This is a genomic window from Noviherbaspirillum sp., from assembly GCF_035254685.1.
Lineage (GTDB): Bacteria > Pseudomonadota > Gammaproteobacteria > Burkholderiales > Burkholderiaceae_D > Noviherbaspirillum.
Genome location: NZ_DATFAI010000023.1, coordinates 147,685 through 160,552, shown reverse-complemented (window position 1 = coordinate 160,552; position 12,868 = coordinate 147,685). Strand labels below are relative to the sequence as shown.

At 57.7% G+C, this 12,868-nt stretch carries 13 protein-coding genes and 2 tRNA genes; 7 read left to right on the top strand and 8 right to left on the bottom strand.

Annotated elements, in window-relative coordinates:
• Positions 1–295: 295 nt before the first annotated feature.
• Both acs and VJ698_RS10865 read left to right on the top strand, forming a co-directional pair.
• On the top strand, positions 296–2,278 hold the full coding sequence (acs, locus tag VJ698_RS10870; protein WP_324102770.1) for an acetate--CoA ligase: 1,983 nt from the start codon (positions 296–298) through the stop codon (positions 2,276–2,278).
• Positions 2,279–2,435: 157 nt separating this feature from the next.
• Positions 2,436–2,526 (top strand) — tRNA-Ser (locus tag VJ698_RS10865).
• 119 nt (positions 2,527–2,645) lie between these two features.
• Here the strand turns inward: VJ698_RS10865 and VJ698_RS10860 are convergent.
• Together VJ698_RS10860 and VJ698_RS10855 are read right to left on the bottom strand one after the other, a co-directional pair.
• Positions 2,646–2,888 carry a hypothetical protein gene (locus VJ698_RS10860; protein WP_324102769.1) on the bottom strand — a complete coding sequence of 81 codons (243 nt, stop codon included), beginning with the start codon at positions 2,886–2,888 and terminating at the stop codon, positions 2,646–2,648.
• A 56-nt stretch (positions 2,889–2,944) separates the two neighbouring features.
• Positions 2,945–3,433, bottom strand: a complete 489-nt coding sequence (locus VJ698_RS10855) for a MarR family transcriptional regulator (protein ID WP_324102768.1) — start codon at positions 3,431–3,433, stop codon at positions 2,945–2,947.
• Between the two features lie 68 nt (positions 3,434–3,501).
• Here VJ698_RS10855 and VJ698_RS10850 point away from each other — a divergent pair, with 68 nt between their 5' ends.
• Positions 3,502–3,966, top strand: a complete 465-nt coding sequence (locus tag VJ698_RS10850; protein WP_324102767.1) for a carboxymuconolactone decarboxylase family protein — start codon at positions 3,502–3,504, stop codon at positions 3,964–3,966.
• 214 nt (positions 3,967–4,180) lie between these two features.
• Here the strand turns inward: VJ698_RS10850 and VJ698_RS10845 are convergent, their stop codons facing one another.
• Positions 4,181–6,067: a diguanylate cyclase gene (locus VJ698_RS10845; protein ID WP_324102766.1), complete on the bottom strand. Its 1,887-nt coding sequence runs from the start codon at positions 6,065–6,067 to the stop codon at positions 4,181–4,183.
• Positions 6,068–6,529: 462 nt separating this feature from the next.
• A complete protein-coding gene (locus VJ698_RS10840) occupies positions 6,530–8,569 on the bottom strand; it encodes a methyl-accepting chemotaxis protein (protein WP_324102765.1) in 2,040 nt (679 codons plus the stop codon).
• 709 nt (positions 8,570–9,278) lie between these two features.
• Here VJ698_RS10840 and VJ698_RS24605 point away from each other — a divergent pair.
• A complete protein-coding gene (locus VJ698_RS24605) occupies positions 9,279–9,410 on the top strand; it encodes a hypothetical protein (RefSeq protein ID WP_414691147.1) in 132 nt (43 codons plus the stop codon).
• Between the two features lie 26 nt (positions 9,411–9,436).
• Here VJ698_RS24605 and VJ698_RS10830 read toward each other — a convergent pair.
• A tRNA-Asn gene (locus tag VJ698_RS10830) sits at positions 9,437–9,512 on the bottom strand.
• A gap of 618 nt (positions 9,513–10,130) precedes the next feature.
• Here VJ698_RS10830 and VJ698_RS10825 point away from each other — a divergent pair.
• The 3 genes from VJ698_RS10825 to VJ698_RS10815 all read left to right on the top strand — a co-directional run bounded on the left by VJ698_RS10825 (position 10,131) and on the right by VJ698_RS10815 (position 10,977).
• Positions 10,131–10,376 (top strand): hypothetical protein, encoded by a 246-nt coding sequence (locus VJ698_RS10825; protein ID WP_324102764.1) that lies wholly within the window; start codon positions 10,131–10,133, stop codon positions 10,374–10,376.
• A 273-nt stretch (positions 10,377–10,649) separates the two neighbouring features.
• Positions 10,650–10,811 carry a hypothetical protein gene (locus VJ698_RS10820; protein WP_324102763.1) on the top strand — a complete coding sequence of 54 codons (162 nt, stop codon included), beginning with the start codon at positions 10,650–10,652 and terminating at the stop codon, positions 10,809–10,811.
• 7 nt (positions 10,812–10,818) lie between these two features.
• The gene (locus tag VJ698_RS10815) at positions 10,819–10,977 is read left to right on the top strand and encodes a hypothetical protein (protein ID WP_324102762.1); all 159 of its coding nucleotides are present in this window, start codon (positions 10,819–10,821) and stop codon (positions 10,975–10,977) included.
• Positions 10,978–10,995: 18 nt separating this feature from the next.
• On the opposite strand, the gene VJ698_RS10810 is transcribed toward VJ698_RS10815, so the two are convergent.
• From VJ698_RS10810 to VJ698_RS10800, 3 genes are all read right to left on the bottom strand, one after another.
• Positions 10,996–11,475, bottom strand: coding sequence for a thermonuclease family protein (locus VJ698_RS10810; RefSeq protein ID WP_324102761.1), 480 nt, complete (start codon positions 11,473–11,475; stop codon positions 10,996–10,998).
• Positions 11,476–11,514: 39 nt separating this feature from the next.
• A complete protein-coding gene (locus tag VJ698_RS10805; RefSeq protein WP_324102760.1) occupies positions 11,515–12,126 on the bottom strand; it encodes a hypothetical protein in 612 nt (203 codons plus the stop codon).
• Positions 12,127–12,259: 133 nt separating this feature from the next.
• Positions 12,260–12,868, bottom strand: coding sequence for a HAMP domain-containing sensor histidine kinase (locus tag VJ698_RS10800; protein ID WP_324102759.1), 609 nt, complete (start codon positions 12,866–12,868; stop codon positions 12,260–12,262).

The following is a 12,868-nucleotide window of genomic DNA, read 5'->3' as shown; positions in this document are numbered from 1 at the left end:
CGGGCTGGGGATCGACGGGGTTCGCCTTGCAAAGGTCGGGGTCGTTGGAACGCATGTCGCCGGGAAATTGGACGAAAATCAAACCTTCTCATTTTACACGCGCTGGCATTTTTGCTCCCGGATTTCGAGCGATGCAACAACGGCAAGGCTGCTGCGAATTCTCAACAGTGAAATGCCTGGGCGATTTATACACGGCAGAACGCACAGATACCCATGTCTGTAACCCTTGTGTAAGGCTTGAGTAAGTGAAAAAGCTTACCTTCGCAACAATTCAACGTAAGAGCAGGAGACCACCATGTCTGACATCGAAACCCTGAAACAGGAAAATCGCATCTTCAACCCGCCGGAATCGTTCGTAAAAAATGCCGCAATCTCCGGCATGGAGCAGTACAAGGCAATGTGTACTGCGGCAGAAAACGATTACGAGGGTTTCTGGGCGCAGCTTGCGCGCGAGAACGTGCAGTGGCACAAGCCGTTCACCAAGACCCTGGATGAATCGGAAGCACCGTTCTACAAGTGGTTCGACGATGGCCAGCTCAATGTCTCTTACAACTGCCTCGACCGCAACCTGCAGAATGGCAACGCAAACAAGACCGCCATCATCTTCGAAGCGGATGATGGAAAGGTCACCAAGGTTTCCTACCAGGAGTTGCACGACAAGGTCTGCCAGTTCGCCAACGGTCTGAAGTCCCTCGGCATCAAGAAGGGCGACCGCGTGGTCATCTACATGCCGATGTCGGTCGAAGGTGTCGCTTCGATGCAGGCTTGTGCCCGCATCGGTGCGACCCACTCCGTCGTGTTCGGCGGCTTCTCCGCCAAGTCCCTGCAGGAGCGCATTATCGATGCCGGCGCGGTCGCGGTGATCACCGCCGACGAGCAAGTGCGCGGCGGCAAGCACCTGCCGTTGAAGGCCATCGTCGACGAGGCGATCGGCATGGGCGGCTGCGACACACTCAGGAACGTGATCGTCTACAAGCGCACTGGCGCAAACATCAATTTCGTTGCGGGGCGCGACCTCTGGCTGAGCGACGTCGTCGCCAACCAGGCTGCCACCTGCGAACCGGAATGGGTCGAAGCCGAGCATCCGTTGTTCATCCTCTACACCTCCGGCTCCACTGGCAAGCCGAAGGGTGTGCAGCACTCTTCCGGTGGCTACCTGTTGTGGGCGATGCTCACGATGAAGTGGACCTTCGACATCAAGCCTACCGATGTTTTCTGGTGCACCGCCGACATCGGCTGGGTCACTGGCCATACCTACATCGCCTATGGTCCGCTGGCTGTCGGTGCCACGCAGATCGTGTTCGAAGGCGTGCCGACCTATCCGAACGCTGGCCGCTTCTGGGATATGATCCAGAAGCACAAGACCACCATCTTCTACACCGCGCCGACTGCAATCCGCTCGCTGATCAAGGCCGCCGAAGCGGATCCGGCCATTCATCCGAACAAGTACGACCTGTCCAGCCTGCGCCTGCTGGGTTCCGTGGGCGAGCCGATCAACCCGGAGGCCTGGATGTGGTACTACAAGAACATCGGCCGCGAAAACTGCCCGATCGCCGACACCTTCTGGCAGACCGAGACCGGCGGCCACATGATCACCCCACTGCCGGGGGCGACGCCGATGGTTCCCGGTTCCTGCACACTGCCACTGCCGGGCATCATGACCGCCGTTGTCGATGAAACCGGCCATGACCTGCCATGGGGGCAGGGAGGCATTCTCGTCGTCAAGCGTCCCTGGCCCGCGATGATCCGCACCATCTGGGGCGATCCTGAGCGCTTCAAGAAGAGCTATTTCCCCGAAGAGCTGGGCGGCAAGACCTACCTCGCCGGTGACGGCGCGGTGCGTAACGAAAAGACCGGCTACTTCACCATCACCGGCCGCATCGACGACGTGCTGAACGTCTCCGGCCACCGCATGGGCACGATGGAAATCGAATCTGCGCTGGTGGCGAACCCGATCGTGGCGGAAGCTGCCGTTGTCGGCAAACCGGACGAAACGACAGGCGAATCGATCTGCGCCTTCGTGGTGCTCAAGCGCGCTCGCCCGAACGGCGACGAAGCCAAGCAGATCGCCAAGGAACTGCGCGACTGGGTCGCCAAGGAAATCGGCCCGATCGCCAAACCGAAGGAAATCCGCTTCGGCGACAACCTGCCCAAGACACGTTCCGGCAAGATCATGCGTCGTCTGCTGCGTGTGATCGCCAAGGGCGAGCAGATCACGCAGGACGTATCGACTCTCGAAAATCCGGCCATCCTGGAACAGCTGAAACAGGCGCAATAAGCGCAATCGCCAAGAGAGCGAGGAGACAGGAAACCGGTGCGGCGACAAGCTGCACCGGTTTCTTTTTTGAAACTTTCCCGGAAACTAACTGAAAAGCTGCAACAAGTCGAAAGACTTTGCTATAATCTTTGGCTTCGCGCCAGCGAACCAAAATCTAGGAGAGATGGATGAGTGGTTTAAGTCGCACGCCTGGAAAGCGTGTATAGGTTAATAACCTATCGGGGGTTCGAATCCCCCTCTCTCCGCCAGAACACCGGACGCCCGATTTTCACTGAAAGTCGGGCGTTTTTCTTTGTGCAATCATGATCTTGCATTAAACCTCGGATACCCGGGCATAATTTCACATGTCTTGATTTCCTGGATTTCATCATCCGGCCCGCGAGGAAATGCTGATCGCCGCGCCGCGCACCTGAACATCGATAACATGATGCAACTGAAAAAAGTGCAATGTCCATCTTGCGGCCAATTCGCAGGAGTCCTCTTGGTGTGGGGCGATCCGGACGAACCAACACGCATTGCCGCGCAACGTGGCGAACTGGTGCTTGCCGGTTGCATGATCGAACCCATCGGTGGAGATGTGCCTGACCATGCCTGTCGGGGCTGTTGTCATCGCTGGTCGTCCCTGGATGACATCCCACTTTGAAATGAGGCAGGTGCTGCGTCGATTCACCCTTTCCCCAAGCCGTGCACTGCGACCGAGGCAAGCCAGCGTTTCACCGTTGCCTCTTCCTCCGAGCTCAGGCCCGCAATCAAACCCGCCTCGAGTGCATCAACCCGTCGCTTGCATCGCGCGAGCAGATTCTTGCCGTCCGGCGTCACGCTGATCTGCTGGATCCGTCCGTGGATCTGGTGCGGTGTGCGCTCGATCAGTTCCGCGCGCTCCAGATTGGCGACGATGACGCTGACGGTCTGCGGCGTGAGCATGGACAGGCGCGCAATATCTGCGTTTGAAATTCCAGGGTAGGCGACCAGCATGGTGAGGACGGCGAATTGCGGCGGGGTCACGCCGAATTCCGATAGTGCACGTTCCATCTGCAACCTGAATGCGCCACTTGCCTGCCGCAGCAGATAGCCGATATGTCCTTTCTCGCCACGCTTTCCTTCGCCGGGGTGAGGCACTCCAGCGCTGATCGGGGAGCGGTAAGGTGCGGGCATGATGTCAGAGTTCGAATAACATGTTAGAGTTCTTACATTGCCCTGATTCTAATGCAAAGGAGGTTGGTGTGGCACAGTTTTCGTCCCGTATTGCCTATGCGGATTTCAACCAGATGGCACCGGCCATCCGCACTGCCTTGATTGACCTTGCGAGCGCAGCGGTTGAGGCTGGTATCGAGAAAGATCTGCTCGAGCTGATCAAGCTGCGCGTCTCGCAGATCAATGGCTGTGCGTTTTGCCTGCAATATCACCTGAATATTGCGCGAGGGCTGGATGTGAAGCCAGAGAAGCTGGACCTAGTGGCCGCATGGAGGGATGCAGGTGTTTACTCTGAGCGCGAATGTGCGGCCCTGGCATGGGCAGAACTGGTGACCTGCGTTGCGCAGGAACACATTACGGATGAAGACTTTGCTTCGGTGCGCGCGCAGTTTTCGGAGAAGGAAGTGGTTTTCCTGACCGGCGCGATTTGCGCGATAAACAGCTGGAATCGCTTGTCGGTTGCGTTCCGTTTCCCGCCGCCTCCGCGCGAATAAGACGTCGGGAAACCGTTGGACTTCCCGAAAAAAAACCCGCAAGCCATGTGCTTGCGGGCGACACTTTCATCAGTAGGGAGAGGACTGACAGAGCCACTTTAGCGGACCGGTGGAGGCCTTGGAGCCGTTCTTGCAAGCCCTTACACCGAACACAGTGGGATACATTGCGATACCCATCGACAGGTTCATCGACAGCCGACTGTGTGCCGGTGCGTCACTCTCCGTATTCGACAACTCCGTGCCCCGCCTCGGAATACGCTTGAACCCGATTTCGTCCGCTGTTCTTGGCAACGTACATGGCTTCGTCAGCGTTGGCGATCAGGATGTCGCTGCTTGCCTCGTTCGTCGGTACCAGCGATGACACGCCGATGCTGACGGTAATGGCAATGCGCTGCCCCTCGAATTCAACAGGCAGGTGTTCAATCCTGCGGCGAATTTTTTCTGCGATATGCACCGCGCCGTCCATACCGGTTTGCGGCAGCAGGATGACGAACTCTTCACCACCGTAACGAAACACTTCATCCGTGGCGCGCTGCACCGCCTGCCGCATGGCAGCCGCAACCTGCTTCAGGCAGGCGTCGCCGGCAAGGTGGCCGTAATTGTCATTGACCTTCTTGAAATGATCGATATCCAGCAGGAGGAGGGCCAGCGGCGCTTTCGCACGGATGCTGCGCTGCCACTCCGATGCAATCGTCTTGTCGAAGCAGATACGGTTCTTCACACCGGTCAGCCCGTCGGTATAACTCAGGCCTTTCAGCTGTTCATTCGCATCCGCCAGGCGCTGCAGAGCATGGTCGAGCTCCAGTGTGCGCTGTTTCACGCGCTGCTCGAGCGTTTCGGTGGCCTGGCGCTGGATGCGTTCGTTTTCCGCCTTGAGCAGGCGCATCCGGTGCGCCAGCGCGAAGGACAGGAGGATGACTTCCAGCGCGGAGCCGATCGGCAGGCCGTATTCGCTGATGAATACCTGGGGCAGCATGCCGAAGGTGCGTAGCGTGTAGATGAAGATCGATAGCAGGAGGACCGACCAGGCAACCATGAAGAATCGCGCCTGCCTGACGCCGTTCTTCAGGCTGACCGCGCCGGTGACGAAGATCAGCGCGGCGCCAAGGAAGGCGCCGAATGTGCCTGCCCGGATCGCGACGGTGTAGTCCAGGAACAGCGCGCTCAGCATCACCAGCGCGAAATACCACAGCGCGAAGCGGAATGCCCGGTCGGTCTTCGGCATGTTCTGCCGCAGTTGCAGGAATTCGCGGCTGAACTGGAGGATCGCGAAGAAACCGTAGCCGACGAAAAATGGCGTCGCGATGTTGCCCCACCCCGGATAGTCGGGCCACAGGAGTTCAAAGGCATAGCCGTCGATCGACAGCTGGAACAGGATCCAGGCGCAGATGTAGTTCGCGTAGTACAGGTAGTTGATGTCGCGGATCGACATCCAGATCAGCAGGTTATACAGAAGCATCGCGAGTACGATGCCGTAATAGATGCCCGCGAAGAACTGCTTCTCGTGCTCGTTGGCCAGCAGGCCCTTGGGGCTCCATAGAACGAGAGGAATCTGCATCGAACTCTGGGATTGCACACGCAGATAGATCGTGGTGGGTTGCCACTTCTCGAGAGGAATACGGAAGATGGTGTTCCGATGCTTCACCGGCCGCTCGGCAAACGGTACGGTGTCGCCGCCGCGATAGGATGTCACCGATCCGTCGTGCTTGACGACGTAGAGATCGATGCGGTCGATCACCGTGTACTGGCATTCGAGGAACCAGTGCGTCACCTCCGAATTCAGGTTCTCGAGGTCCGCACGTAACCAGTACACGGACCTGGTAAAGCCGAAATTGAGAGCGTCGGTCCGGCTTGGGGTGAACGCAAACCGTCCGGTATCGTTCCGTATCTCGTCGAACGTGAGTGTGCCGGATCTGTCTTCGAGGAAGCTGAGATGACGGCCGAGCGAATAGCTTTCCGCTTCATCGGACAAGACCAATGTATCGGCACGGGATACAGGTGCTGCCACGCAAACGGCGATCAGCAGGCACCATTGCAGCAGCAGGAACCACGGCGGCGATCTCGAAATCCTGTCCGCCATGCGGACGGCCTTGGTTCTCATGGTGCGGCTATCTCCCTCAAGTGTCATTCCGGAACCGCGATGTCATTCCTGCAAGTCGCTAGCGGACCGGATGCGTGCTTCTTTTTTACCGTCTTTCGGTTTCTTTCACTTTCGCACCGCTTCCGGGATATTGCAACGAGAAACAGTGCAATGTCGCGCAATCCCTTTCCAGCGCCATGGCGAGAAGGGACGATATGCTACAACCTGAACTGCCCGAATCCATCGAATGGGGCCTCTTGGGCCGACATCGCTAGAGGCGCGGCATTCACTTGTGGTGGACGGAGTGGGAGAAGCCGCGAGTCGGGATCGCACAGGACGCGCTAGCGGAAGGCAGCGTCGCTGTGAGCCTGGCGGCAATCGATGCGCCCAAGGAGCCTTGCCCTCGAGTTGCGCTGTTCACGAACGCCTTGCATGGCATCCCGCAGTGCAAGGCAACATGCACAATTTAGTTTTTGACAGGGCCTAAGTGTGCCGAGACTCTCCATCGTTCAGGCGAAACACAGCCACTTCCTGAAGCAATCCAGTACATTGTCGCCTCATGCTTTCGGAAGCAGCGGCTGCCTGGTCAACCAGCGACGCATTGTGATGGGTGACCTGATCCATCTGTGCTACCGCGACATTCACCTGTTCAATGCCTTGGCTCTGCGCGAGTGAGGCACTTGATATTTCTCCGATAAGGTCTGCCACCTTCTCTACGGACGCTACAATACTTTCCATGGTCTGTTGAGCGTGGCTAACCTCCTGCGAACCTAATTGGATTTCTGATACCGAAAAGCTGATCAGGTCCTTGATTTCCTTGGCCGCGGCCGCAGAACGCTGCGCGAGAGTTCTGACTTCTGCAGCCACAACGGCAAAGCCGCGACCCAACTCACCGGCTCGCGCAGCTTCGACGGCGGCATTTAACGCAAGAATGTTTGTCTGGAATGCGATTGTGTCGATGACGGCGGTAATGTCTGTCACGAGCCTGGAGCTGTTGGTAATGCCATTCATGGTAGTGACAACCCGTGCCATGGCATGTCCACCTTGCGAGGCAGTATCACGTGCCTGCTCCACCAGCGTCTTCACGGTGGCAGACCGTTCGGCATTGTTCTGGACAGTCGCAGTGAGCTGCTCAATGCTCCCCGTAGTTTCCCCCAGGTTGGCCGCCTGCTCTTCGGTGCGCGTCGCGAGATCTGCATTACCAGCTGCGATCTGCGATGCTCCGGTGGCGATTGACTCAGCATTCGTGCGGACGCCAGCCACGATGTTGGCCAAGCTTTGCTTCATCGTGTCCAATGCATGCATGAGTTCACCAGTCTCATCAGTAGATTGAGGACGGATTTGGGCCGTGAGATTGCAGGCAGCGATTTGCTTGGCGACGTCGACCGCCTCGCGGAGTGGGCGAACAATTGTTTTCGACAGATACTTTGCAACAATGCCGGCGAATGCGAAGGCCAGCAGGACAGTGCCCACCACCACGTTGCGTATGGTCGCGTACCTCAACTCTGCGGCTTCTGATTCTTCCTTGGCTGTCTTCAGCTTCAAATCTAGCAGCCCGTTGATATCCTTTCGAACTGGCGCAAACGCTGGCTTCATCACGCCATTTTGAATTCGCTGCGCTTCCACGACGTCGTTCTGACGTAGTGCAACGAGGGCAGGGCGAAGACCCGTCTGTACATACAGCTTATAGTCGGTAGTGAACTGTTCTCCCAACTGTTTCTCTGCATCGGTCAGATGGCTTGTCTGATATTCTTTCCATGCTCGGCCGATGACTTTCTCATTTTCTTCATACTGCTGTTGAGCCTGGCGGGTGAGCTCAGGAGTTGGAGAACTCAACACTTCGAGAATGGCATTCTCGTCCCGGCTGAGCAGCCATGTGATCGTATCGAGCTGCCTCATCGCGGCAGTGCGGCTTTCATACATGCTGCGTAAGGTCGCATTGGCGCTGCTCAAGGCGTGCAGGCAGATGACGCTAACGGACATCACTGCAAAGCAGAGCAGGATAAGAACGAGATTGATCTTGGCGGCCACTCGCAGGCGTCCCAGCCGGGCAATGGCTCCGATCAAGCCGGTACGTACTACTTGCCCCTCACGTATGGCAATGCCTCGTGCGCGGCCGTTCCTGAATTTGGCGTAGGTTGCTTCCGCCGCCTGAACTTGCTCTCGTGTCGGAAGCGTCCTGACGGAAGTATATCCAATGATTTTTCCGTTCTCGGAGACCGGGGTTGCATTTGCCTGTACCCAGTAATGGTCGCCGTTTTTGCGGCGATTCTTTACCAAGCCGGTCCATGCGCGACCGGCCTTCAAGGAGCGCCATAAGTCTTCGAATGCGTCCCGCGGCATGTCGGGATGCCGAACGATGTTATGTGGTGAGCCGATCAGTTCGTCTTCCGTGAAGCCGCTTGCCTCAACGAAATCCCGATTGGCATAGGTGATTCTTCCTTTAGTGTCAGTCCTCGAGATGAGCGACTGCCCTGGGCGCAAGAAATATTCTTGCCCCGTAACCGGTTGGTTGTTGCGCACTGAAGCCTCTCCCTGAAAATTCTTTTCTAGCTGCTGCGCTCTTTATTGATGCGCAGCAGTGTCTTTCGGCATTCGATGGCTGGGGATGTTGTATGCCACCAAGACTTGAACAGCCTGGTGGTGTTCCCTCTGTTTCTGACCTGCCGTTTTGTATTTTTTTCGCTTGCGCGTCGTCTTTTTGCTCTCGGTAATCTTCTTGCCGCCACTTCACCGGTTGTCACTAAGGATTACTTGGAATGATATGGCTGCGCGGGATATCGCCGACCGGCTTTACCCGGGCATGACTCGCCCATAGATGGCAGCTTTGCTGGATATCTTCCGTTTAGGGCGCTAAACGCTTTGCAGACAACTGCTTAAAAGTTGCTCAAAAGTTACACTTTACCGATTCTATATATTAATTGTGGCTTGTAAAGCCCAGGCACAAATGCACCAGGCCAAGACAAACAGCACTCCGTGCTGTTGAGCTGTTCCGACTACGATGCGGAACATCGGATTAGCCCAAGGATTGCGGCATTTTTCCCGCACGTATACGTATCCGTGGAAAGCCGATTGGATGGGATGTGGCCAATACCGCTTGGCACAACGCGTTGTAGAAAGCAGGGTTCGGGGATTTTCGTTTCCATGAACTCCGACATACCTGGGCGTCATGGCATCGGCAGGCGGGTACGTCGGTGGATGAACTGAAAGACTTGGGTGGAAAACCCGTTTGATGGTGGATCGCTATGCGAAGTTTGCTACCGAGAATTTGCTGGTGGCAGCATCGCGGATCGAGCAGGGCAAGGGGAAGAACGTGGTGCCGCTGTCACGTTGGTGTCACGTTGCGGAAAGAAAAAAGGCCTAGTCGTTGGACTAAGCCTTTGAATTCTGTGGCTCCCCGACCTGGACTCGAACCAGGGACCTGCGGATTAACAGTCCGTCGCTCTACCGACTGAGCTATCAGGGAAAGGAGGGCGAATTTTAGTGGTTCGCCGTGAAAATGTCTAGAGGGGCAACGAAACCTCCGGGCCGAGAACAGGGCATCCCTTGCAAGACGTGCAATGTTGAGTATATCGCGCAACCGGAGCAGGCCCGCCATTCCGCCAGATATTGACGTCTCGAAATCATCGCCCTATGCTTTTTTCTCAGGGCAAAAACGGCAGGATCGCGCATCGAAAACCGGTCGTGCCTGCCCTCAAATGTCGATCATGGCCGCAATCCATTGGTGGCGGATCTGACGCAGTTCAGTTTGATTGTGATGTACCGGATTGTTTTCAAGTCGCTAGCGCCACGTACCCGGTTGCTGGATGTGCAGTACGGACCGTGGCACCCGACTAGGGTGGCGGCTGAGTATTGGCTCGCTTATTTCAGGTCGCTGGGCCATGCAGCCCACATGTCTATCGAGGGCCGTGTCGGGCAGGGAATCCATGACGATTCGCACCTGACGGATGTGCATGGATAGAACCCGTTTCCGGCGCAAAACTTGATCCTCATCGTTACCCTTCATTCCCGGACGAGATAGTGTAGGCCATGTAAAGATTACCGGCCCCGCTTCTGCCGCGTGGCCACTGTTGAGGAGAAGAACATGTCTCGAATCGTAATGTCGATCGAAGAAATCAACCACCTGATCCGCGAGGAAATGCGCAAGCATGAGAAGTGCGCCCGGGTTTCCCTCAAGACGATCTATTGGCATGAGCCGGATGCATCCGGCTGCAACTGGGATGCGAACATGTTCGAGGGGGACGCAACCGATCCGCTCGAATGCAGGAAGCAGATCATCGATACGGTGAGGGACTTGCGCGCCCGCTACAACATTCCGAATCCGGGGTGAATCGGGCAGCACGTCCGGCGCAAAACGATTGCGCCGGAGCCGGCGAGTCTCTCAGTCGCTGGCGGCGACTAGCGGCGAAGCAGTGTCCGCAGCCAGGAAAGCGCGAGGCAGCGACGCCCGAGACGGATTCTGTTGTGGAGTGATTTTCCCATGATGACCTCCCATGCTGAAGCGCGTTCCAACCGGTTTCATCGCGGTAATGCAACGCCTTTCAGTTCTCATTTTAGAAAGGGCATCCTTACGAGAAGATGACAGCCTGCAGCAGTGGGCGCAATGTTCGTTATCGCATGGCACGTCCTGCGGGAAAAACAACACCTGACGCGCGAAACTGGTGGCATGCGGTTTGCATCGATTGCTGTTGCTCGCAGCGCGCGGCTTATTATTCGCCGCAGAAAAACAGAAGAAACCGCGCATATTTTTCTTTTGTTTTCGTGAGAAACCCATGACCAAGCCAAGCAAAGAACAGATCCGCAAATGGCAGCAGGAACGCATCAAGTCCCATGCGCCGCCACCCGACCCGATGCAAATCAGGCGTGAACTCGGATGGGGTTGCGTCGAACTGCAGGGCCACAAGACGCGGCGCCGCAATACGTTCCGCTGAACCCGCAACGAGGCAGGATCAGCGCGGCCTCGTTGGTGCATCCAGTGCAATACCCCAGACGCCGATGCCTTTCGCACGCGCTATTTTTTCCATTGCGGCGTACTGAAACGGCGCATCCGGCAGCGCAACTGCCCATCCCCTTTGCAGCATCCATTCACTCAGGTCTTCACCGCCAGCCGTGCAGCTTGCGGTGATGCTGCCGTCTGCATTCCTTGCCCTTTCCATGCAGTGCACGAAATCGCCGCCGATCCGGAATTCGAGTGCGAGCGATGCGCGCGTGCCGCAGGGCATGGGGCGGATGAAGGTGGTGCAGGTGTGGTCGGTGGGCGGAACGTAGATGCCGTACAGATGGATCAGATGTCCGTCGACGGTCAGGCTACCGTCCTCGTGCACGAAGGCGAAGCTCGATATCTCCGTTTCCGCCAGGGCAGGGTGACACGGTGCGCTGCCGGCCAGCAGAGCCAGCAAGATCCCTTTGATAGCGGCGCGTGCGTTCACGTGGCGCCTGGTCCGCAGGCACGTGGTGTGGGGCAGGGGTCAGCCATGGGTGCGGATGCTGGCGTCGAGCAGGAATTCTGCGGGGCTGAGGTAGGCTTCGGTCGGATCGACAGATTGCCGCTTCACCTCTCCGTGATGTTCCTTCGCCAGTTCGGGCGCGATGTGTTGTAGCAGGTCGAGCGGAATGGATTCCGCGCAAGCTTCGATCAGTTCAAGCATGTCGGACGGCAAGCGTTTGCCTTCCCGGGCATCGAGCGCCAGAGCAGCGAAGCGTCTGCGCGCCACTTCCATCAACGCTGCCCGCATGCGCGCAGAGGACGCGTTGGAATCCGTCGCCTCGGCGAGGGCAGCGTGGTCGATGACGGGTATTGCGGCTACTCCGGTGCCGGGCCGGGCCAGCTTGAATGGATCGAAATCCGCCTGCAGCAAATAGGCGAGAAAGCGTTCATGGAATTCGCCGTGCACCACCGCATCGATGGCGAGAGCGTGGAAGGAGGGACCGGCGTCCTCGTTGTAGGCATGTGCGCCGCGGCGGGCCAGGGCTTGCAGGAGCGCCCAGTCAAACGCAGCCGGGTCGCGTTCCCAGGTTTCTTGCAGATCCACAAATTCAAGGATCAGCCGGTTGATTTCATCAGAGTCATTGCTGGACATGCTGCCTCCAAAGTGTATTTGGCGCGCCGCACAAGGAAATGTTCCGGGGATGGGGCGATGAGAGGTCCTGTGCGAGGCTTGCCGAAGGGAGTTGGACGGGCCGGCGGGAACGGCGGCAAAGAATGGTTGGTGGTCAGGGCACGCGCAGCCGGAACTCGGCGCCGCCTTCGGGGCGGTTGCCGAGCGATACACTGCCGCACTGATCGCCCTTGCGATGCGCCTGCGCAATGGCGCGGCACAGTTCCATGCCGAGGCCTGTTGACGGTTTTTCTTCCTTGGTGCCGAGTCCGCTTCCGTCGTCGCGGACAGTAAATGCCAGATACCCGGCGTCATCTTTCACGCAACCGATTTCAATGCAGGTACGGGCAAACCGGGTTGCATTCTGCAGCGCCGCTTCCAGTGCGAGTCCGACCAGGTTCTCGTCGAAAAAGCCGAGGATGGGCATGTCGCGCCGGTCGATGGTCACGCGGAGTTCCGGGCGGCCGCCCGCATGCACGCGCAGCAGGCCATTGAGGAAGTCTTCCGGGTTCACCGGTTCGATGCGTGCGTTCAATCCCTGCGAGGATGCCTTGTAGAGCGTGAGGAATCCGATCAGCTTCTCATGCAGCGAGGTGCAGGTCTCATGGGCGAGCAGGGCCTGTTCGCGCGTCGGACTCCGGGTCATGTCCTCCAGCTCGCCTTCAAGCACGCCGAGGGCGTTCTTGATGTCATGGATGATTACGGCGGCGAGCTTGATGTCCAT